The organism is Pseudoprimorskyibacter insulae, from assembly GCF_900302505.1.
In the GTDB taxonomy this organism is placed as follows: Bacteria; Pseudomonadota; Alphaproteobacteria; order Rhodobacterales; family Rhodobacteraceae; genus Pseudoprimorskyibacter; species Pseudoprimorskyibacter insulae.
The window spans coordinates 26,558-48,921 of sequence record NZ_OMOJ01000015.1 but is presented as its reverse complement, the minus strand read 5'-3'; the positions used below and the strand labels follow the sequence as shown (position 1 = coordinate 48,921).

Sequence of the window (22,364 nt, the reverse complement as noted above, 5' to 3'; positions counted from 1 at the left end):
CGCCCGTCCCCTTGTCTTTAATGGGTTAACCGGCAGGAGGAGACGCGGCATGGAAGATCTTGGCACATTCGATTACGTCATCGTCGGCGCAGGCACGGCGGGCTGCGTTCTGGCCAACCGCCTTAGCGAAGATCCCTCTGTCTCGGTCCTGCTGCTGGAAGCTGGTGGCAAGGACAATTACCACTGGGTGCATGTGCCCGTGGGCTACCTCTATTGCATCGGCAACCCGCGCACCGACTGGGGCTTCAAAACTGCGCCATGCGAAGGGCTGGGCGGACGCGAGTTGCTGTACCCGCGCGGCAAGATCCTTGGTGGCTGTTCGTCGATCAACGGCATGCTTTACCTGCGCGGTCAGGCCGCCGATTATGACGGCTGGCGGCAACTTGGGAACTCTGGCTGGGGCTGGGACGATGTGCTGCCCTATTTCCGCAAATCCGAGGATTACTATGCCGGCGAAGACGAAATGCACGGCCAGGGTGGCGAATGGCGCGTCGAAGAACAGCGCCTGCGCTGGGAGATCCTTGACGCATGGCGCGATGCCGCTGTGGCCGCAGGCCTGCCCGCCACCGATGACTTCAACCGCGGCGACAACCACGGCGTCGGTTATTTCAAGGTCAACCAGCGCAAAGGCTGGCGGTGGAGCGCTTCGAAAGGCTTCCTCAAACCCGCGAAAAACCGCAAGAATCTTCGCGTTGTCACCTCGGCACAGGCTGAACGGCTGACCTTCGAAGGCCGCCGCGCCACCGGTGTGCGCCTGCTGCGCGATGGCCATCCCGCCATCGCTCGCGCGCGGAGCGAGGTGATCCTCAGCTCTGGTGCCATCGGTTCGCCGCAACTGCTGCAATTGTCGGGCATTGGCCCCGGCGCGCTGCTGCAAAAACACGGGATCGAGGTGCTGCACGACCAACCCGGCGTTGGTGCGAACCTGCAAGACCACCTGCAAATCCGCTGCGCTTATAAGGTGCATGGCGCCCTGACCCTGAACACGCTGGCCGCCACCATGTTCGGCAAGGGCAAGATCGGGCTGGAATATGTGCTGAAACGATCTGGGCCGATGTCCATGGCCCCCAGCCAACTTGGCGCTTTCGCCTATAGCTCGCCCGATGTGGCGACGCCGGATCTGGAATACCACGTCCAGCCCGTCACGCTCGAAGCCTTCGGCCAACCGCCGCATGATTTTCCGGCCATCACCGCCAGTGTTTGCAACCTGCGCCCCGAAAGCCGTGGCCATGTGCAGATCACCAGCCCCGAGGCCCGCCGCGCGCCCGAGATTCAGCCCAATTACCTCTCGACCGAGGGCGACCGTCTGGTCGCCGCCCGTGCCGTCCGCCTGACCCGCAAGATCATGGAGCAGGCTCCGCTGGCCCAGTACCGGCCCGAGGAATTCAAGCCCGGCCCGCAATTCCAGACCGACACAGAACTGGCGCAAGGCGCAGGCCAAATCGCCAGCACCATCTTCCACCCCGTCGGCACCACCCGCATGGGCAATGATCCGGCCTCAGTCGTGGATCCCGAATTGCGCCTACGCGGCATAGACGGGCTGCGCGTTGTCGATGCGGGCATCATGCCGCGCATCACTTCGGGCAACACCAATTCGCCGACGATCATGATCGCCGAAAAGGCCGCTGACATGATCAAAGCATCGGCCCGCGCCTACGCCTGACCCAAAAGGCCCGCCAAGACGCGTCCCACGCCTGATGGGGCAGGGCGCGTCCCCTGCTTCTTCTCTTTCTTAAATACGCAAAAAATCCCAAGGCCAGCCCAGCCCGCAACGCTCAACCCGTCAGGCGCGGCGTAGGCTATTGGCGATCATTTCCGGCACGCGGGGATGCAAGCCGATTGGATCGAGCCGCAGGCCCGCAAATCCCACCGCCTCCAGCGCTTCGGGCAGGTCATCCAAGACATGCCCGCGCCTTGCGGCAAAGAACGGCAGGGACACGGCCATCGCGCCAAGCCCCGCTGCAACATCCGCCAGATAGGGCGCTTCTTCGACAAAGCCGCAGCGGATTTCCTTCGCCGCAAACACCCCGCCCAAGGTGGCGGCAAAATCGCGTGTGACTTCTGCGGGGCGGGGGCTGCGGCCTGACCCGTGCCCCGAGACGAAGACCGACACATCCCGCGCCGCCCATCCTTTGGCGGCGACCTCCGCCATCAGCCAATCCGCCGCCAGTTGCGGCAGCCCGGCATCCAACCCAAAGGGCGGCAGCACCGCGCCTGCATGATCGCCCAATCGGCGCGGCAGGGCGGTTTGGGTGAACCAGCCATCCGCCATGAACATCGGGTAAACAATTGCCCCCGGCACCCGCTCCAATGCGGCCTCAAGCGCGCCATCGGCGGCCAGGGTCGCGCCCTCGATCTGCCATTCCGGCAAATGCGCGGCAACGGCGCGGGCCAAGGCGCGGATTTCGGCCTCTGCCACCTCTGGTTCCGAGGGTTGGCCATGGCTGACGATCAGCGCGTTTGTGGGCGTGCGGGTTTGGGTCATAGGCCAGAGCTAGCGCGGGATGCGTCTGCTGGCCAGAGGCCACATGAAACAAAAGGCGCACCCACCGGGATGCGCCTTGAAAACTTAGGCCTTAGCGCCCGATGCGATGGTTGGAGGGGCGGCGTTGAGCGCGTCAATCGCAAAACCGGCGGCCTTTTTATAGCCTGCCATGAACTCTGCCCGTTCCGCCGGGGGGATGACATCATCGATATTGTCAAACTCACCGCCGCAGCGTTCGTCCACAAGATTCAAAAGTCCAAACGGCCCAGCCCCGCGATTGCGCAGGATCAGCGCCGACACAGGGCCGCAGAGTTCTGCGTCATAGGCGGCCAGCGCCTCGGGCGTCACGCCATGGGCGACGATGTTCTTGCCCAGCACCCGCGCGTCAATCACTGCCTGCGAGGCCCCGTTCGAGCCGGTGGGATACATGGCATGGGCCGCATCCCCCATCAGCGCCACGCGCCCATCCACCCAAGTGGGGATCGGGTCGCGGTCGATCATCGGGTTTTCATAGGCCACATCGGCCCCGCGCAGCATGTCCGGCACATCCAGCCAGTCGTATTTGAACCCATCAAAGTGCTGGGCGAATTCTTCGATCTCAACCGGGCGGAACCAGCCCGACAGTTGCGAGCTGTCGGCCTCATCCAGCGTCATTTCCGCGATCCAGTTGATCGTGGCCATGCCGTCATTGTCTGGGGCCGAGATCGGGTAGATCACCATTCGGTGCTTATGCGTGCCAAGGCCGACAAAGCTCGATCCCGTGCGGATCGGTTTGGCCCGCGTGGTGCCGCGCCACATCAACGCGCCACCCCAATGGATCGGCGGCTGGTCGGGGTGCATCTGCGCACGCACGGCCGAATGAATGCCACCAGCGCCAATTAGCAAGGTGCCGGTTTCTTCGATCTTCGCGCCATCGGCGGTTTCGATCAACGCGGTGACAGAGCCATCGTCATTGTTGCGATAGCCGGTTATGCGGTGGCCAAGGCGGATGGCATCGGCCCCGGCACGCTCGGCAAAGCGGTCGGCCAGCATCATCTGAAGCTTGCCACGGTGCACGGCGTATTGCGGCCAGTTATAGCCCGCCTCCAGCCCGCGCGGTTCGGCATAGACATCATTGCCATTGAGGCCCACAAGCGCCCATTCCAGCGCCGGCACGCCAATTGCGTCCAGATCGTCTGAGGTGAAGCCCAGATCATAAAGTTCGCGCACCGCGTTCGGTTGCAGGTTGATCCCCACGCCCAAGGGCTTCAATTCGCGCACAGCTTCGAACACCGTGCAGCGCACGCCGATTTGGTTCAGCGTCAGGGCAACGGCAAATCCGCCGATGCCGCCACCGGCGATTAGGACATGGGGCTGAGACATGCTTTTCCTCCGCAAGCGAATGTTGAGCCTGCTTACCATCCTGACCGCCAAAGACAACAGGCCACCGGGCGCATTCCGCCCAGTGGCCTGCAGCCCGCCTGATGGGGAGGTCAGACTGTCAAGCGAACGCCGCCCGCATTGGCGCTTTCCGCGATGCGATGGATGACGGCCTCAAAATGCAGGGCGTCGGCAAAGTTCGGGCTGGGCTGGCGGTCTTCGGCGATGGCCCGTAGCAGGGCGTGGGCCTCCATCGTTTTCAGGTCAAGGAACCCAAGCTGATGCCCCGGCGCAGGCACGAACTGCCCATAGGGCGGATGCGCGGGACCGGTCAGAATGGTGCGAAAGCCCGCCTCGGCCTTGTCGCCTTCATTTACGTATAGCTGAAGCTCGTTCATGCGTTCTTGGGAAAAGGTGATCATGCCTTGGGTGCCGTGCACCTCCCAATCCAGCTTGTTCTTGCGCCCCCAAGCCGAGCGTGAGGTCGAGATTGACCCGCGTGCGCCATTGGCAAATGTCACCAGCGCGGTGGCCAGATCGTCGTTTTCGACCGTGGCGCGGCCTGATCCGTCGGGCAGGGGGCGGGTGTCGTGGATCACTTGCAGATCGCCCAGAACCGTGTCGATCGGGCCAAGCAAGCCCGTCGCCATCGACACCAGATGACAGCCCAGATCGCCAAGCGCCCCAAGGCCCGCATCCTTCAGCGTGGCCCGCCATGTCCAGGGCAGATCGGGGTCGGCCTGATAGTCTTCGTCCACCCAGCCACGAAAATGCACCGGCTTGCCGATCCGGCCCGCCGCAATCAGCCGTTTGGCATGGGTGAAGGCGGGGTTGTGGATGTAGTTATACCCCACCATCGTCGCCTTGCCCGAGGCCGTAGCGGCGGCCGCCATCGCCTCGGCATCGGCCAACGTCAGGGCCATCGGTTTTTCGCACCAGACGTGTTTGCCAGCGGCCAGCGCGGCCAGCGCCATATCGCGGTGCATGCCGTTGGGCGTGGTGATCGACACAATATCCACAGCCGGATCGTTGATCAGCGCCTGCCAATCATCCGTGACACGGTCAAAGCCGAACTGGTCGCCGCGCGTTTGCGCATTGGCCAGCGGCATATCGCACAGCAGTTCAAGCCGGACCTCGGGCACATCGCCCATAATGGCCCGCACCGATTTCATCGCCATGGCGTGGGTCTTGCCCATAAAGCCTGTTCCGATCAGGCCAAACCCCAAAGATGTCATATCATTCAATCCCTTGCAGGAAGGCGTCAAATTCGTCGTCCTTGATCGGGACCACATGTTCGGGGGCCGGATAAGCGCCGGTTTCAACATCGCGGCGGAATTCGCCAAAGGCGGCAACCCGGTCGCGTTGTAGGCGGTCATATTCGGCGGCGAAATTGCGGTAGGTCTTGGCGTGGCGCGGTTTATGTCCGCGTGTGCAGCCCAACACGTCCTCGGCGAACAGGTACTGCGCATCCGCGCCAGATCCCGCGCCCATGCCCAGCATGATCAGCGGCGTGCGGCGCGAAATCTCGGCGGCGACGCGGTCCGGCACGACCTCCAACTCGGCCCCGAAAGCCCCGACCTGTTCCAGCGCCTGTACGTGTCGCCAGACGTCCAGCGCCGACGCGGCGGTCTTGCCCACGGCCTTGAACCCGCCGGTCCAGGTGGCCTTGGACGGGATCAGGCCCACATGGCTGACCACGGGGATGCCGTCTTCGGCAAGCTGCCGGATGGTGGTCAGCGACGAGGCGCAATAGACGCAATCCCCGCCGATCTGCATCGCGCGGTGTGCGGCACGCAGGTAATCTTCGGAGGTGACAAGCTGGCCGTACAGCAACCCGACCTGCACAAAGCAATCCCCCGCCGCCTCGCGCATTTCGGGGGTCCAGAGCGGATCAATGATCGACAGCATATCGATCCCGGCCTCAGCCGCCGCTGCGGTCTCTTGCGGGGTTTCGACATAGAGCATGGTCAACTGGCGCTGGCCTTTCAGCGCGCGGATATCGGCGACGGTGGGGCGGGCCATGGTCAGACCTCGATCAGAACGCGGTCGCCTTCGACCTTGGTTTTATAGGTGTTCAGGTTGACGCAAGCCGGGGCGCGCATCGCTTCGCCGGTGCGGTAATCGAAGGTGGCGTTGTGCTTGGGGCATTCGATTTCGTACTCCATCACCAGCCCGTCTTCCAAATGCACCTCTTCGTGGGTGCATAGCCCATCGGTGCAGAAAAACGCGTCATCGGGGCTGCGGTAGATCGCGTAGGTCTTACCGCCGTGGTCAAAGCGGATCAGGTCTTCGGCGTCGATGTCGTCGGTGGCGCAGGCGTCAATCCATGGCATGTCTGAGTGTCCTCCTCACAATCAGGCGCGGGCAGGGCTGCCACGCAGTTGAGGGACGCTACCCCGGAGTGCGCACCGCGCCTATCTCTGGGCCAAAACTTTGCCTCAAAATACATCATTTCCTGAGGGCGTGATTGAGGGAAAAACATCACTCAAATGATGTGTGCAATGCGTCGTGCCATTCAGTCAGCGCGATAGCGACGCCCGACCGGTTTACAACCTGCGTGACATCTATAGGTTGATCAAAAGCCATTTTCGAAACAGATTTCAAATCGGACCTGCCATGATCCCCGCACCATCCACAGATCTTTCGGACTATTTTGAATATTATACCCTTCTTCGCACCGGCAGGGTCATTCCAGACAATTTGTCGGACTGGGACACCAGTGCCGTCACTGACATGAACCGTATGTTCAGGGGGGCAAAGGACTTTAATCAGGACATTGGCCGCTGGGACACCAGCAATGTGCAAGACATGAGTTTCAAGTTTAATGCGGCGCATTCGTTCAATCAGGACATTGGCGGCTGGGACACCAGTGGCGTGACGAACCTTAGGTATATGTTTAATAGTGCAAGTTCATTCAATCAGGATATCGGTGATTGGATCGTCAGCAATGTGAATAGCGTGGAATCTACTTTTATGGCTGCGTCATTCAATCAAGATATTTCCCGTTGGGACACGTCGAATGTTGAAACTATGCAATCAACGTTTTCGTATAACCCTAGTTTCAATCAGCCAATTGGAACTTGGGATACGAGCGCCGTAAAAAATATGTCGAATACGTTTAATGATGCTCGTGCGTTCAATCAAGACATCAGCGATTGGGACACAAGCGCGGTTACCACAATGCAGTCGATGTTCAGGGGTGCCTCGGCCTTTAACCAAGATATCGGTGATTGGGACACCAGCCAAGTGACCACGATGGCCTATATGTTTGACGGCGATAATACCCATTATTATTCCGACCCTGCCCCGACCTCGTTCAATCAGGACATCGGCCGCTGGAATACAGAGAATGTCACGAACATGTTCGGAATGTTCCGAAGTAATCCCGTCTTCAACCAAGACCTGTCAGATTGGGATACAAGCCAAGTTCAGAACATGGCGTTTATGTTCCACGGGGCCAGTTCCTTTGATCACGATCTGGGAAGCTGGGATTTGTCCTCGATCGGCCTTGGTGATCAAAGCGCGAATTATGCACACTTAAGCATGGACCACATGTTGACCAATTCGGGCATGAGCCCGGAAAATTTCGACAAAACGTTGGAGGGCTGGGCGCGGCTGGATCCCGGCGAAACGCGCATTCCGACGGATATTGTGCTGAACGCCACCGATTTAATGTATTCCAATGTCGCGGCCTACACCACCTTGACCGAAACCTACGGCTGGGACATCGGCGCAACCTACAACGCGTTTGGCGTGACCAGCGGTGATGATGTGATCCAATTGCCGGGCATCCAGGCGCATGGGCTTTGGCTGCGCGCGTTTGCAGGCAATGACGACGTGACCGGCAGTGCCTTTCAAGACCAGCTGTTCGGCGATGCGGGCAATGACGCGCTGCGCGGCGGGCAGGGCCAAGACACGATCCACGGCGGTACTGGCGATGACGTCTTGCTGGGCGGGTTGCAGAACTCCGCGCTGGTCGATCTGGGCGACTGGATCTTTGGCGGCGACGGTCATGACAGCATCGACGGCCAAGGTGGCAACGACCATCTGCGCGGCGAGTATGGCAACGACACGATCCTTGTCGGGCTGGGCGTGGATACGGTGATCGGCGGTGCAGGGAATGACGTTCTGTCAGGCGGCGCTTGGTCTGATGCGATCTTTGGCAGTTTCGGCGATGATTACCTGAACGGCGGCTTTGGCTTTGACCGGCTGAACGGCGGCGCGGGCGCGGACCGGTTCTATCACGCGGGCCAAGCCGGGCATGGCACCGATTGGATTCAGGATTATGCGGCGGATGCAGGCGACGTGCTGGTCTGGGGCGGAACGGGCGCCGCCGGTGATTTTCTAGTCCAGCGGGCCGAGACGGCGAATGCCGGCACCGCAGGCGTGCAAGAGGTGTTTATCACACACAAACCCAGCGGGATCATGGCCTGGGCCTTGGTGGATGGCAGCGATCAGACCAGCCTGATGGTGCAGGTCGTCGACGCGACCTTCGACCTGCTGGCCTGACCCGCTTACCGCGTCAGGGTCAGCATCTGCCCGCCCAGATCGCGAAACGCCCGTTGGCGGCAGGTCAGCACCAGGATCTGAAGATCGCTGGCCTGCCGGTGCAGGGCCACGAACATCCGCTCGATCCGGTCGTCATCGGTATAGACCAGTGCGTCATCCAGAATGATCGGCGCGGCGCGGCCTGCATCCGCCAGCATTCGCGCAAAGGCCAGCCGGACCAACAGCGCGATCTGTTCCTGTGTGCCGCCAGACAGGATATCGAGCGGTTCCTTCTGTCCGTCGCGGATAAGCCCGTCTGGCAGAAGCGAGTCCTCGGACCAATCGAGTTCCGCCTCGGGCCAAAGCAGCGACAACAGCGGTTTCAGCGCTTGTGCCACGGGGGCGAAATAGCGTTCACGGGCTTGGGCGCGGGCCTCGGACAGGGCGGTTTGCAGCCGGGTCAGAACGCGCACTTCGTGTTCAATACGTGCCAGATCCTCGGCGGCAAGGGTCAGCTTTTCTTCTGTCTCGGCAAGGCGTTCTTCGACGGCATCGCCTGCGGCATGGCTGATCCGTTCGTCCAATTGGACAAGGGTCTTTTCCAATTGGCTGATCTGGGCATTGGCGCTGTCCACGACCGATTGGGCATGGTCCAGCGCGGCCTTGGCCCCGGCCAGATCCGGCGCGGCGGCTTTGATGGATGAAAGCGTTTCTTTCCACGTTTGCAAATCCTTGCGGTCGATTTCTGATGTATCAAGCAAGGCCGCTTCGTCGTCGCCTGTCGCGGCTAGGGTCGCCGCCGCCTTGGCCTGCGCTTGTGTCGCTTGGGTCAGGTGAGTCTCGGCGCGGACCAAGTCGTTGCGGGCTTCGGCGGTCGTGTCCTTTGCGACCGAGAACGCAGTCTGGGCCGATTTTTCGGCCTTGCGCGCCCGATCGGCGTCGGATGCTGCGGTCTCAAGATCCGGGGCATCCTCGGCATCCACCTGCGCAGGCAGATCCGCCAGTTTGACGCGCAGCGCCTCGATCCCGTCGGGGGCAAGGCCCGAGAGTTTGGCCGCAGCCTCGGCGTGCCGACGCTCTGCTGTGTTGCGGGCGGCGGCTTGTGCTCGCGCGGCGTCCAAGGTGGCCACGCCAGCCTCACTCAGTGCGTTGCGCAGGGCTTGCTGCGCGGCTTCCACCGGGTCCGCCCGATCCGAGGCAGGCGGGCGAATGTCGATCTGACCAACCCCGGCAATGTCGATCTGCATGGGCCGGATGATCGGGATGGCAGCGCCTTCGGCCAAGTCCCCGCCACTGACTTGCATGCGCCGATCGCCCGTATAGGTCACACGTAGCTGCGCAGCCCCGGCATCGCGGGCCATTTGCGCGGCGGCGTGATTGGCCGAAAGCCTTTCCAGCTTGGTCAATCGGTCATCGGTCAGCCCGCGAACGCCCGCCTTGGCGGCTTCCATGTCTTTGCGGGCGGTTTCGGCCTGTTCGATCTGCTTGGTCAATTCTTCGCGCCGTGCGGCGCTGTCCTTGGCGGCTTTGGCGGCCTGAGCGCGGGCAAGCGCGGCCTCGCAGGCCTCAAGCGTTGCGCTGGCTTTGGCCAAAGTGTCCTGAGCCGCGTCCTGCGCTTTGGTCTTGTCGTCCAACGCCTTACGGGCCTGTTCTGCGGCCCGCGTTTTCTCAGCCACCTGCTGCTGGGCAGTTGCGGCCTCTTTCGTGGCTTTGCGCAGATCATCCAGCCGCGTGCGCGAGGCTTCGGCCTTCAACTCGGCCATTTCGACCGCGCGGGTGTGTTTTTCGACGTCTTCGGCGTGGCGCGTGGCCTCCGCATGGGCCTTTTGCGCGGCCTCCAGCCGTTTGGACCGCGTCGCGACCGCATCGGCGTCGGTCAGATCTTTCAACGTCCGACGCTGCGCGTTCCGGGCTTTCAGCGCCTCATGCAGATCGGCGGTTTTGGCGGTCAACTGGTTGCGCTTGGTTGTCAGCGCCTCAACCAGATCAAGCGCGTCTTTCCAGGCGCCGCCCGCCTTGGGCCTGCCGGTCGAGGTGGTGTATTCGGCCAGTTCATCCTTGCAACGACGCAGCGCGGCATCCATGCGCCGCCCGCCGGTCATCGCCTCGACCTCTTCCCCGACCGAGGACATCAGATCGCGCCGGGCCTCAAGCGCGTCGGACTGTTCCGACTTTGACCCATCCGACAGCGCGGTCATGCCCTGCCGCACCCAGATCAGACCGGCGGGGCCGTCGATGGACTGTCCAAGGCTGCGGGCAATCCAATCTTCGGCGGCGTCGGACTGGGCGATCAGCCGGTCGCCCTGATGCACCGTCGCTGCGGGTTTCTGGAACCAGCGTTTTGAGATCTTGAAGTGCCCATCGCTGGTTTCCACCTCGACCGAGATTTCCGGCGCGCCGCCCGCATGGGGGCGCAGGGCCTTCATCACCTTGTCCGAACTGCCATGGGCCTTGAAAAACACCGCTTGCAGCGCGTCGAAGATGGTGGATTTGCCGGTCTCATTCGGCTCGCTCAGCACATTGAGGCCATCGGTGATCCCGTCAATGCGGACGGTGCCGGTGAAGCGCCGGACGTTGGTCAGCTCAATCGCGCGCAGTTTCATTCCACGTCCTCCCGCACATAGGAGAACAGCCGCGCCAGCGCATCGGCGGCAGCGGCGCGGTCCTCGGGCGGGGCGCTGTCATCGCCCGACGCCTCGGCCAGCGTTTCCGCCGCAATCCGCAAGGCCCCGCCGCTGCGGTCGATCTGGTCCAGATCGGCGGCGTCGTGCTGGGTGTTCAACGCATCGGTGCGCAGCTCAAAATGGGCAAACTCGGGCGCAACACCCGTTGCCGCTGCCCGCAGATCCGCCTGATCGGCAAGACCGGCCCAGCCCGATACAGTCAGCCGCAGCAGGATATCCCGCCGCCCGGTTGCGGGCAGGCGCGCGGCCAGCGCCTCGGCGGCGTTCTGGCCGGGGTGCAGGGGCAAAGTGACCTCGGTCCACAGGAACTGGCCGATCTCGACCTCCTCGACCTGTGGGGGCTGGCCGGGGGCGTCCAGCGTGACCGACAGGCAAACCCCGCGCCGGTCGTGCTTGAACTGATCCTGTTCGGGGCTGCCGCAATAGCGGGTGCGGTCGGACACGGTCATACACCCGTGCCAATCGCCAAGCGCCAGATAATCCAGCCGGGCGGACCGGTCGCGGTCGGGCGCGATGCTATTGCCGCTTTCGGTAAAGTCGGTGACGCCGCCATGGGCCAGCCCGATGCGCAAATGCCCGTCCGGCGATGGCATGTTGGGCAGTGCCTCGGTCGGGTCGGTGCCAGCGGTGCGATAGAAGGCGGGGCAGGGCAGCAGGGTCGCGCCATCCGCGATATGGACCGGCGCAGCCTCAGCCAAAACATGGACATTGGCCGGGGCCTTGGCGCGGATCAGATCCCAGAGCGGTTCGGCATCGCGCAGATTGTCGTGGTTGCCCGGCAGCAGCCACCAGATCACCGGGGCGGCATCCTCCATCACCCTCAGCGCCTGCAAGACGATGCTGTGCGACGGGGTGGCGGTGTCGAACGTGTCGCCCGCCAGCAGGATATGGCCCGCGCCTTTGTCTTTGGCGGCGGCGGCCAGCCGGTCCAGCGCGGTGTGGCGCGCCTCCATCAGGCGGCCACGAATGTTGCCGTCATGGGCCTGCGGGATGCTGGCGAATTTCCGGCCTAGGTGCAGGTCGGACGAATGAAGAAATGTGAACGACATAGACACCCTTTAAACCGTCTTGCGCAGGCCGCCAAGATTGCGCCGCAACCGCTGCGTGTGCGCACCCTGACACGGCCTGCCGGGACTGTCACGCGGGCAATTGGCAATTCACCCGGCAGGCAATCGCCCAATTCCGCAAACCTGCCCCAAATGGGTATACGCATAGCAATTGCGCCGCTAAACTGAGGGCAATTCATTTTCAATCGCGTATAGAGGTGACCCATGGCCGAGATTACCGGGACCAGCGGCAATGACAACGGCATCGACAATCCAATTCTGGAAGGCACCGACGGGGATGACGTCATCTCGGGCGCGGAAGGGGATGATATCCTGCGCGGGCTGGGGGGCAATGACGTTCTGTCGGGCGGCACTGGCCAGTCCACGGTTGAGGGCGGCGACGGCGATGACCGTATCCTGCACGGTGTCCAGTTCGCTGTGGCGGATACCAGCCGAACAGACGTTCTGGACGGCGGCGATGGGTTCGATTGGCTGGTCTTGGATGCAGAGGCCTTGGGCGCGTTCAACGCCAACCTGCGCGATATGACGATCCGCAATATCGAGGCGATTGATCTGAGCGGCAAACACGCGGCCTTCGGCGACAATCAGTTGGACAATATCCAACACATTTCGGGTTTCGGCGAAAGTGCAACGCTGCAATACTTTGGGTCTGCCGATCTGTCGCTTGGGCATATTCAAGTGGTGAGACCAATAGCGGCACCGCCCGAGTTTATTCCACTGAGAATACAGCCAAGACATATGACCTGACTGGCGCTTCCGCAAATTGGGTGATGTCTATTCATGGCACTGGTGCGGACACTCTGATCGGCGGGGCTGGCAATGACACGATTATTGGTGGTTCTGGTGATGTGGTCCAAGCAGGCGCGGGAAATGATACTCTTCGCGCTTCTATACCCGCTTATAGTTCTAACTATAACTTAATAACCTTTGCGGGCGGCGAAGGGCGCGATACATTCGAATCCCTAGGAACCAATTATTACTACGTTCAGGTTGCCTTTGATTCAGTCGAAGTTCTGAGAGGCAACGGTGCTTTTACGGTTGCTCAGCTGAACTCTTTTGAAGAGATCCAAGTTGTTTCCAGCATTAGATTGCTTGATTCAGGACGGGTCGATCTGACGAACAAGGTCACCAGCGCCACGAACACGCGCGATTCAGGGGCCAAGTACTTTATTCTGAATGGGACCAATGGTCCGGATGAGTTGATAAAGTTGGATGCCAAAACGCAAATTTCTCTTTACGGCGGAAACGGGAATGACACACTGATCACCGGCGTTGGGAATGACTATATCGACGACAATGGCGGGTGGGTTGGCCAAAACAATGACAGCATCAATAGCGGCGATGGCAACGACACGATCTATGGCCAGGTAGATGACGATATCATCATCGCCTGGGGCTCTGAGGCCGATGGCAATGATCTTGCGGTTGGCGGCGGTGGGAACGATTATATCGAAGGAGGCGCGGGGAATGACCATCTCTATGGGCATGAAAGTGGGTCTCCGGTGTGGATCAATGGCGGTGCATTCTTCTCTGACACTCTTGACGGCGGGGCTGGGCAGGATGTTCTGTACGGATCAGCGGGCGGGGATCTGCTGATCGGCGGGTCTGAAGCGGAAGGCGCGGACAAGTCCGACACGATCTACGGCAATGACGGCAATGACACGATCTTTGGCGGGTCGGGCAATGACACGGTGCATGCCGGGGTTGGCGATGACCTGGCCAATGGCGGGCTGGGCGCGGACACCATCGCCGGGGGCGACGGCAATGACAGCCTGAACGGGCAGGGCCTGTCGGACTACCTATTCGGCAATGCCGGGGATGATTATCTGAACGGCGGGTTCGGCTATGACCGGCTGAATGGCGGGACCGGGGCGGATCAGTTCTATCACCTTGGCAATGTCAATCACGGCTCGGACTGGATTCAGGACTATACCGCCGCCGATGGCGATGTGCTGGTCTGGGGTGGCGGCGCGGCTGCGGAGTCGGATTTCCTTGTCCAGCGCGCCAATACCGCCAGTGCCGGAAGCGCCGATGTTGATGAGGTATTCATCACCCATGTTCCCAGCGGTCTGCTGGCCTGGGCCTTGGTGGATGGCGACGCGCAAACCGCGCTGAATGTCCGGGTGGGGGATGCGACGTTCGACCTATTGGCCTGAATGCTTAAGGCCCCTCATGCCATGCGCGGCAGAGGGGCCTTTGGGCACTGCTCAGTTGCCCCCGCGCCTTAACGGTTACGCGCTTGCCGAAACGCTCAGCAATTCATGGGCGTATTTGTCGATATAGTTGAACGGGATCACCCCATAGCCCTGCGCGGGCGGGCGCGGCTGATCTTCGCCGACCCAATGGACATGTTTGCCAAAACCCGTGCCCCAGCTGTTGCGGAAGGTGAACCAGCCGTTGGTGCTTGGATCGTCGGATTTGATGAACCCGGTCAGGCAAAAGACGTGGCTGCTGAAGAAATCCAGCTTGTCTTGGGTGAACTGGCCATTTTCGAACGGGCCAAGAAACAGCTCCGGTTCCATAAGCGGGGTCAAGATGCGCCCGGTTGAGGCGACCGAGGCCGCGGTGAAATTGTCGTAGCCCGGATTGAACAGCCGGAACATCGCCGTGGCCACCGCCACCGCGCGACCTGCCAACAGCTCATCATAAGCGGTGATGGCATAGCCTGCTTTGTCGCCATTCACATAGTCCAAGGATTTCTCAATCGTGAACTTGTACTTGCCTGCGTCCGCTTTGGCCGCATCGCTGGGATGATCGGATTCCATCTGCATGGTTTGGTAGGGCAGCAATGACGCTGTGCACAGGCCTTGCTGGCTCAGGACATTTGCGGCTTGGGTCAGTTTTGTGGCGCCAAGGTCGTAGTCGGGAACGGTGTCCGCGCTCATGGTGAAACTGGGGTTTTGCCGCATGCTCCAATACAGAAATTCTGGCGACAGGGGCGCGTGGTCATGGCCCGCCGCCACCCGCGCCAGTTCCGCGCAACTGGTGGCCGCGAAGGCCACGCAAGTGCCGCGCCATTTTTGGTTTCCGACGGTCCAGTTCGGGATATGCCTCGACAGATCCGCAACTTCCATGCGGGCGACAATGCCGCCGCCGTCTTTCGGGGGCAGGTAGTCAAGGCTTTCGAACCGCTGGATGACATCAGGGCTGGGCGATGCCGCGCCGGTGCCTGGCAGGGCGTTTTCCGTTTCGGTTCCCATGGCTTATGACCCTTCCTCCGAGGGCGGTGCCTTCGGCTTGGGATCGACCACCCCTTCGGTCTTCAACGCCCGAACCAACTGACGCACCAGCGATGGCGGGCCGTCCACCTCGGGGTCGCGGGGCAGCGAGATCGACGCGCCAGTGTCTGCCCATTCCGCTTTGGCGGCGTCAATCTGGGCCTGCACGGTCCCGATCTGGCTGAGGAAGCCGTCGAATGCGACCTTGGCCAGATGTCGCCCCTCGGCGCTGTCCGACGGGTAGTGAACCCCGGCGATTTCCCGGTTCTGGGCAATGCGTTCGGCCATGGCCCGGACATAGGGGGTCATTGGGTTGCTTTCACCGCCAGGCAGAGCCTCGGTGATCAGGTGCATGACCAGGAACGCCTGCGTGGCGTGGCCACTGGGATAGGACGGATGCGCGGGCGTCGGGATGGCGGGCATGATCGCCGGAAAGACCTGCACCGGGCGGGCGCGTTTCCACTTGGCTTTGAAGTGCATCGCAACCATCTGGCCAATCGCCATACCCGTCGCCACCAGCTGTTCTGTCGCCGGGCGGTTGCCGGCACCCGCCATCAGCAGGTTCGACCAATACAGGGCGCTGTTATCCACCTGCGCCTGAATTTCGCCCAGCCGCGCATCGCGGGCGTAGTTGCGGAACTGGATCAGGGTCTCGATCTCATCCCGAAGGCTGTCGGGGCTGGCAGGTGGCGCATTGCCAGCGATGCCACCTGTGTCATCGTCCCAGCCGGTCTTTGCAAATTCTTGAACGACCAATTGCGCCTTGAGCTGCGGCGACCAAGCGTCATCGGGAAACTCGGCGATGCTGATCGCGGCAAAGGGCGGATCGCCTACGGCAGACAAAGGTTCAGCGAAAGGCACCTGAAGCGGCGCGCCCGCAACGCTAAACGCGCTGACCGAGGCGGCGCCGCTTAGACCGCCGTTCAGACCGCCGTTCAGACCCCCGTTGAGCCCGCCATTCAGGCCACCATTGAGGCCCCCGTTCAGACCGCCATTCAAACCACCGTTCAAGCCACCGCTTTTGTTCCAGGACATGATCTTCCCCACCTATTGCTTGTCAAAAATATACATTTGCGAGCGTCGATTCACCGTCAACCCAATGTCAAACCTTGCGCCCAAGCATCACTCTGGGATGCCTGCCTTGGTCAGACTTTGGGCGTAGCGCTGACCGATCTGCTGTTCGTGAAAAGGTTGGTTCGGCAAAAACCGTTCGACCCGGAAGGCTGGATCGCGCTGGATCGCTTCCTGCGCCAAGGCACGGGCCTCATCCGCGCGGCCCGCCTCCCATAGCGCGGCGACGGTCAGGCGCAGGTTTGACGTATAGCCGGGGTTCAGATCGTAGGACCGTTTGGCGGCATTGGCCGCATCCGAAATATCGCCTTGGGCATACAGCGCCATGGCCAGAAAATGTTCATATCGAAACAGGTAGGGGTCGCGCGGCGATAGGGAAATGGCCGCATTGGCATTGTCGACCGCCTGACCCACATTGCCCGAATAGGTCAGCGTCGGGACCGACCACATCAGCGTTTCGGAGTCGCTTGGCGCCAGTTCCAGCGCCTGCCGGACCACCCCGGCTGACCGCTGCGCCTCACGCCGGTAAATAGTGCGATTGTGGGCATAAAGCGCCAAGGCCCGCCCGCTATCGCCGCTGAGGCGCACAGCGTCTGATGCCGCCAGTTCCAAGGCCCGAACATCCTGATCGCTCTGCTGTGACCAGCCTTGCCCCAGCAGGACCGAATACCAATCGGCCAGCGCCACATGCGCCGGGGCAAAGGTCGGGTCGCGGGTGATGGCGGTTTGCAGCAGATCCCGCGCCTCAGTGAACGTGTCCTCGCGCAGCGCAAAAGCCAGATCTCGGGCGTGCAGGGTCAGGTGATAGGCCGTCAGATCGCCCGGCTTGGCCCCAAAAGTGCGCCGCAGCTCGACCCCATGCAGCGACGGCACCAGCGTATTGGCGATGCTGCGGGCGATATCGGCCTGAACGTCGAAAAGCGTGGCCTGTTCGGCGGAATAGGCCCGCGCCCAATGGACGACTTTGTTCGACAATTCAACCAATTGCGCCGATAGGTGAAACCGCCCCCGCGTCGCGCGGATGGACCCCAGCACCGCATATTGCGCCCCCAACGCCTCGGCCGCGCCATGGGGGTAATCCGTCTGAACGAACCCGGTGGAATTGGTCGAGATCACCTGCACATCGCGCAGCGTGGCCATCATGCAGACGATATCATCGGCGATCCCCTGCAGCAGAAAATCCGGCGCATCATCGGGGCCTAGGTTTCGGAAGGGCATCACGGCAATCTTGGGCGCGCCGGACTGCATGGGCTGCATGATCGGGCTGGCGGGCACTGGCGCCGGGGCGGGCGGGGCAATGCCGCCCGTCTTGATCCGAACGGCCAGATCCTGCGTCTGTTCTGACGGCTCCATCCCCAGTTCGTCGTCCAGCCGGTCATAAAGCGCGGCATAGGCCTGAAGAGCCGCGCCGGTTTCCCCGCGCTCGGCATAGATCTGCATCAGCCAGCGGCAGCCTTCTTCGCTGAACGGGTCCAACTGGATCAGGGCGCGGGCGGCGTCGATCCGTGCATCGGCAGGCTTGCCAGTGTCGGCGGCAACCTCCGACAGGGCCGCCTTGAGACGCGCCTCAGCGGTCGCCCGAAATTCGGCGATCCACTGGTCATAGGCGTCGCTGATGCCGATGAACTCTTCCAGCAACCGGTCGCACAGGGCTTGCCGCCCCAGCAAATCCGGGCTGACATCGCCAAGTCGCGCGGCTGCGATGATCTCATCGAAGTCGGTTTCAAATTCGGTGGGGCTCAGCACGATGTCCTGACGGCCAATCTCAACCGGGCCGGACCCATCCGGAATGGCGCGGCGGATATCCAGTAGCGTCTGCCGGAGCGAGCTCATGGTCTGCGCGGCGCTTTTGTCTTGCCACAGAAGCGCCGCCAAATGCGCCCGCGTTTCGCGATGTGGGGGGCTTTGCAGAAGGTACACGAGCAACGCCAAGGCCCGCTTCTTGCCTGCAAGTATCGGCCCATCCGGTCCGACCAAAGCAATAGACGACACCAGCGTCACGCGATGACGTGCCTGCATCTTCCTAACCCCAATTCCCATGCTCAGAACAATTTATAGGACGGTGTCGGTATTGCAACGTTTCAGAAGGACGTGGCGGGCAGACCCGGTGCTTGGCCGGGCCTCAGGGGGCGGGCTACATGTGCTTCCAGACCCCTACGGGACTAGCGTGGTGTGCGGCAGGCCACAATGGCCTCAGCCGCGGCCGCCAGAGCTGCGCCGCTATCGGATATGAATTCGCATTCCAATCGCCCAAATCAAAAGCGTTGCGTCAAAGTGGTATTGCCGATTGGTCAGTAAATTGCGCAAACCAGTGTATTGCCGTCCGACACGTCGCGAACTATTCCGTCTCTATAACGAACATGCAAAAATCGCACATCGCCATTGCTGCTATATGAATAGGTGTCGCACCCGCCGTTTTTGCTTTGAATGTTGGCGGGTCATGTTGATCTATAGGGGGCTCCGAGTTTCACAATGACTTGCGCTTCGGTCATTCCTGCATGGATTTTTGAAATTGGGCTATTTTCATCGGAGATGGTCTGATCCTCAGTGCATCCGATCAATAGGGAGAGCGAGCGAGGCATATTGCTTTATCGTGCTTCATTTAATTGCCCTAAGCAATATCTGTGAATAATTCAATCGCCTTCCACGATTAACCAGCAACGGATTTGCCGTCACAATCAGCAGCGACCCCTTAGGCCAACAGATCGTATGTCACGCCACCCAGCAGCAGGTTGATCTGCGATTGCGCCGTGCCGTCGACCAGGGCCCAGAGGATCTGGCCGGTGGGTTGATAGGTGACAAAGGCCTCGGCCACGCCGGATTGGCCCGCGCCTTCGGTCTCGGCCAGTTGGACGATGAATTTATCGCGGGTGGCCGTGCCTCCGAACTGCAAAACGTCGCCATCGGCTGCCGAATAGTCCTGAATCCAGTCCGACCCATGCCCCTCGACACCGACATGAAAGAAGCGGTCCGCATCCGCACCGCCGTTCAGCAGGTCATGACCAAAGCCACCGTTCAGGAAATCCGCGCCCGCGCCGCCAAACATCAGGTCGCCGTATTCCGAACCGGTCAGCGTATCGTCGCCGTTGCCGCCAAACACGGAGTCCGCGCCGTGGCCGCCCTCTAGCGTGTCATTGCCGTCATCGCCGCGCAATTCGTCATTGCCAAAGCCGCCGTGTGCGCTGTCATCCCCCGCGCCGGCAAAGATCCAATCCGCCAGATCGCCGGCGGGGTCGCTGTTTTGTTCCGAACCGAACAGAACATCGTCGCCGTTGCCCCCTTGGATCGTGTCCCGGCCAAGCCCGCCGACCAAGGTATCTGCGTCATCGCCGCCAAACAGCTGGTCATGAAAGGCGCCGCCGGTCAGGAAATCGTCGCCCGTGCCGCCGTAAAGCTGCACACGTTCCGTCGCCGAAGATTAGTCTATCACGTCATCTGGATCGACCTCCAAAGTTGCGCCATCAATCGTCCAATCATAGGTTTCTGTAAGCTTTTGAAACGCTTGCACTTTAGAATAGGTAAGCCCTTCAGCCCCGAGGTAGATACCAGTCGGAATGCGCGCCTCGCCCGGATCAAGGCGGGCCCATCCTTCAAGCGTGGCGTCGAAGTTTTCCGTGCTCATGCCCGAACCGTCAAACATTCGGATCATGCTTCTAACACTGCTGATGTCCCATGCGCCCAAATCCTGGTCGAAGGCCAAAGCGTTTCTGAACATTTCAAATGTGCTTGTGACTTTGGCCGTATCCCAATTGCTTAGGTCTTGATTGAAAACCGCGGCGTCTCGGAACATGTAACTCATGCTTACCACGTTAGAGGTGTTCCAAGTGCCAATGTCCTGGTCAAAGGCTTTTGCTCCTTGGAACATAAAACTCATTGATTCTACATCGCCGGTGTCCCAATCGCCGATGTCCTGATTGAAAACTTGTGCATTGAAGAACACGCCGAACATGTCATGCATGTTGCTGGTGTCCCAGCCGCCGATGTCCTGATTGAAGGCCCTTGTCCCTTTGAACATGTTCCCGATTGACGTCACATGCCCAACGTCCCAATTTCCAATGTCTTGGTTAAAGGCCCAGGCGTTGCTGAACGTGCCGCTCATCTTTGTCACATTGCTGGTGTCCCAACCGCTGATGTCTTGGTTGAAGGCGCGCGCACCGGAAAACACATTGGACATATTTGTGACACGGCTGGTGTCCCAGCCGCCAATGTCCTGATTGAAGCTCTCCGCACCGGAAAACATGGCGGACATATCTTCAACGCTGCTGGTGTTCCAGCGACCAATGTCTTGGTTGAAGGCTTTGGCGCTGGCAAATGCGCTTTTCATGTTGGCGACATTGCCGATGTCCCAATCACCAATATCCTGATTGAAGGTCTCAGCCCAAAAGAACATCTGCTCCATATTGGTGACACTGCTGGTGTCCCAATCGGTGATGCCATCGGGGATCAGACGCGAGCCGGTGAATTGGTTAAAATAATTGCTAAGGTCGGTCGACGGGGCGGTTGTCATTTGGGCGGCTTTCGAAAACTCTTCAAGTCGGAAATTGAAATGCAGTTTTTAAGCGAGTCTATACGTAGCCAAAGCAGTTCGCAAACAGCCGTGTCGCAAAAAAGTAATCAACCGAAGCTTGGATCAATCGCTATGGATACGGCTATTCCAGCCCTTCTAACCAAAGCCCGCAGGGCTGTGCGGCTGGACCGCATCAAAGGCCGACCTCACGCTCCCACGCTATGCAATAGCTGGTCAAAACGTCTCAAAACGGATCGCGACCGATGAACAAATGCACAAGTCAATGGATCTAACGTAACGAGGACAGACCGACCACAAGTCAATGATCCCAAGCGCTTTTCCCGCCAAGTCCATTGGAACAGTGAGTTTTCAAAGCTTGCGGATTTTGCCAATTGCCTCGAGAGGCATTTGGCTCCGGCGGTAGGGATCGAACCTACGACCAATTGATTAACAGTCAACTGCTCTACCGCTGAGCTACGCCGGAACATGGGGCGGTGTATAGCGGCGGGGAATCCGGGCGGCAAGGGGGTTTTGACAGAAAAATGAAAGTTTTTTTGCCTCGCCTTAAATGAGGTGAAACGCGCCGGTCGCGGAGAGCGATTCAACGGGGGAAACTCGGGATTTTCCAGTCAGATCAATCAGGTGCGCAAGGACATTACGCTCAGCCGCGGACAGCAGGGCGGCGGGGACTTGGGTGTAGATCCGCTCGGCCAGGGTGCGGGCGGTTGCCGGACCTTGGGTCAAGGCGGCGAGGATCTCGGCCTCGCGGGAACGGCGATGATCCAGCAGCCAGCGGGTGCGGGCGGCGGGATCGGTGACGGGGGCACCATGACCGGGCAGGTACTGCGCCCACGCGCCGGTCAATAGCCGTTCACAAGAGGCCATAAAGTCGGTCAGATCGCCATCGGGGGGCGAAACCAAGGACGTCGCCCAGCCCATCACCAGATCGCCCGAGAACAGCAGATCGCCCAATCCAAGCGCGATGTGATTGCCCATATGGCCGGGGGTGTGCAGCACATCAAGGCTCCAGCCGTCGCCCTCGACGCGGGCACCATCGGCAAGCCACTGATCCGGGCGGAAGGCCAGATCGACCCCTTCGCCGCCCGCCAGCAGACCGGAGGCGGCGAGTTGCTCCATCGCGGGGCTTCGGCCTGACAGAGCGTCGCCAAAGGCCAGGATTGGGGCACCGGTGGCGGCCTGAAGGGGGGCGGCGAGGGGTGAGTGATCCAGATGCGCGTGGGTCACAATGATATGCGTGATGCTTTGACCGGGCTGCACAGCGGCCAGAATCGCCGAGAGGTGATTGGGCAGGGTCGGGCCGGGGTCGATCACGGCAATCCCGCGCGTGCCGACCAAATAAGTGTTCGTGCCGCGAAACGTCATCGGCGAGGGGTTGGGCGCGACAATGCGGCGGACGCCCGCCGCGATTTCCTCGGGCTGTCCGGCGATAGGGCGAAAGCTGGGATCTGGGTCTTGCATCGGTCT

General features: G+C 61.1%; 17 protein-coding genes and 1 tRNA gene. 4 read left to right on the top strand and 14 right to left on the bottom strand.

Annotated elements, in window-relative coordinates:
* Positions 1 to 49 precede the first annotated feature (49 nt).
* Positions 50 to 1,663 carry a GMC family oxidoreductase gene (locus PRI8871_RS18285; RefSeq protein WP_108887645.1) on the top strand — a complete coding sequence of 538 codons (1,614 nt, stop codon included), beginning with the start codon at positions 50 to 52 and terminating at the stop codon, positions 1,661 to 1,663.
* 120 nt (positions 1,664 to 1,783) lie between these two features.
* On the opposite strand, the gene PRI8871_RS18280 is transcribed toward PRI8871_RS18285, so the two are convergent.
* The 5 genes from PRI8871_RS18280 to PRI8871_RS18260 all read right to left on the bottom strand — a co-directional run bounded on the left by PRI8871_RS18280 (position 1,784) and on the right by PRI8871_RS18260 (position 6,177).
* Complete coding sequence (locus PRI8871_RS18280; RefSeq protein WP_108887644.1) at positions 1,784 to 2,485, bottom strand: sirohydrochlorin chelatase; 702 nt, start codon at positions 2,483 to 2,485, stop codon at positions 1,784 to 1,786.
* Between the two features lie 84 nt (positions 2,486 to 2,569).
* On the bottom strand, positions 2,570 to 3,847 hold the full coding sequence (locus tag PRI8871_RS18275) for a flavin-dependent oxidoreductase (RefSeq protein ID WP_108887643.1): 1,278 nt from the start codon (positions 3,845 to 3,847) through the stop codon (positions 2,570 to 2,572).
* 110 nt (positions 3,848 to 3,957) lie between these two features.
* Complete coding sequence (locus PRI8871_RS18270) at positions 3,958 to 5,079, bottom strand: Gfo/Idh/MocA family protein (RefSeq protein WP_108887642.1); 1,122 nt, start codon at positions 5,077 to 5,079, stop codon at positions 3,958 to 3,960.
* A 1-nt stretch (position 5,080) separates the two neighbouring features.
* Positions 5,081 to 5,866, bottom strand: coding sequence for a 3-methyl-2-oxobutanoate hydroxymethyltransferase (locus PRI8871_RS18265; protein WP_108887641.1), 786 nt, complete (start codon positions 5,864 to 5,866; stop codon positions 5,081 to 5,083).
* 2 nt (positions 5,867 to 5,868) lie between these two features.
* On the bottom strand, positions 5,869 to 6,177 hold the full coding sequence (locus tag PRI8871_RS18260) for a MocE family 2Fe-2S type ferredoxin (protein ID WP_108887640.1): 309 nt from the start codon (positions 6,175 to 6,177) through the stop codon (positions 5,869 to 5,871).
* A gap of 283 nt (positions 6,178 to 6,460) precedes the next feature.
* On the opposite strand from PRI8871_RS18260, the gene PRI8871_RS18255 reads away from it, so the two are divergent.
* Complete coding sequence (locus PRI8871_RS18255) at positions 6,461 to 8,353, top strand: BspA family leucine-rich repeat surface protein (RefSeq protein WP_108887639.1); 1,893 nt, start codon at positions 6,461 to 6,463, stop codon at positions 8,351 to 8,353.
* 5 nt (positions 8,354 to 8,358) lie between these two features.
* On the opposite strand, the gene PRI8871_RS18250 is transcribed toward PRI8871_RS18255, so the two are convergent.
* A complete protein-coding gene (locus PRI8871_RS18250; RefSeq protein WP_108887638.1) occupies positions 8,359 to 10,935 on the bottom strand; it encodes a chromosome segregation protein SMC in 2,577 nt (858 codons plus the stop codon).
* Positions 10,932 to 12,065: a metallophosphoesterase family protein gene (locus tag PRI8871_RS18245; RefSeq protein WP_108887637.1), complete on the bottom strand. Its 1,134-nt coding sequence runs from the start codon at positions 12,063 to 12,065 to the stop codon at positions 10,932 to 10,934. The genes PRI8871_RS18250 and PRI8871_RS18245 overlap by 4 nt, the downstream gene beginning before the upstream one ends.
* Positions 12,066 to 12,287: 222 nt before the next feature.
* On the opposite strand from PRI8871_RS18245, the gene PRI8871_RS19725 reads away from it, so the two are divergent.
* Together PRI8871_RS19725 and PRI8871_RS20160 are read left to right on the top strand one after the other, a co-directional pair.
* Positions 12,288 to 12,830, top strand: coding sequence for a calcium-binding protein (locus tag PRI8871_RS19725; protein WP_181389527.1), 543 nt, complete (start codon positions 12,288 to 12,290; stop codon positions 12,828 to 12,830).
* A 341-nt stretch (positions 12,831 to 13,171) separates the two neighbouring features.
* Entirely contained in the window at positions 13,172 to 14,239 is a 1,068-nt protein-coding gene (locus PRI8871_RS20160) for a calcium-binding protein (protein ID WP_281258646.1), read from the top strand.
* A 75-nt stretch (positions 14,240 to 14,314) separates the two neighbouring features.
* Here the strand turns inward: PRI8871_RS20160 and PRI8871_RS18225 are convergent, their stop codons facing one another.
* The 7 genes from PRI8871_RS18225 to PRI8871_RS18195 all read right to left on the bottom strand — a co-directional run bounded on the left by PRI8871_RS18225 (position 14,315) and on the right by PRI8871_RS18195 (position 22,358).
* Entirely contained in the window at positions 14,315 to 15,283 is a 969-nt protein-coding gene (locus PRI8871_RS18225; RefSeq protein WP_108887633.1) for a C1 family peptidase, read from the bottom strand.
* 3 nt (positions 15,284 to 15,286) lie between these two features.
* Complete coding sequence (locus tag PRI8871_RS18220) at positions 15,287 to 16,336, bottom strand: phosphatase PAP2 family protein (protein ID WP_108887632.1); 1,050 nt, start codon at positions 16,334 to 16,336, stop codon at positions 15,287 to 15,289.
* Positions 16,337 to 16,423: 87 nt separating this feature from the next.
* Complete coding sequence (locus PRI8871_RS18215; protein WP_181389526.1) at positions 16,424 to 18,391, bottom strand: BTAD domain-containing putative transcriptional regulator; 1,968 nt, start codon at positions 18,389 to 18,391, stop codon at positions 16,424 to 16,426.
* Between the two features lie 673 nt (positions 18,392 to 19,064).
* Positions 19,065 to 19,772, bottom strand: a complete 708-nt coding sequence (locus PRI8871_RS18210) for a calcium-binding protein (protein WP_108887630.1) — start codon at positions 19,770 to 19,772, stop codon at positions 19,065 to 19,067.
* Between the two features lie 18 nt (positions 19,773 to 19,790).
* A complete protein-coding gene (locus PRI8871_RS18205) occupies positions 19,791 to 20,879 on the bottom strand; it encodes a BspA family leucine-rich repeat surface protein (RefSeq protein WP_108887629.1) in 1,089 nt (362 codons plus the stop codon).
* A 409-nt stretch (positions 20,880 to 21,288) separates the two neighbouring features.
* Positions 21,289 to 21,363 (bottom strand) — tRNA-Asn (locus PRI8871_RS18200).
* 80 nt (positions 21,364 to 21,443) lie between these two features.
* Entirely contained in the window at positions 21,444 to 22,358 is a 915-nt protein-coding gene (locus PRI8871_RS18195) for an MBL fold metallo-hydrolase (protein WP_108887628.1), read from the bottom strand.
* Positions 22,359 to 22,364: the final 6 nt, after the last annotated feature.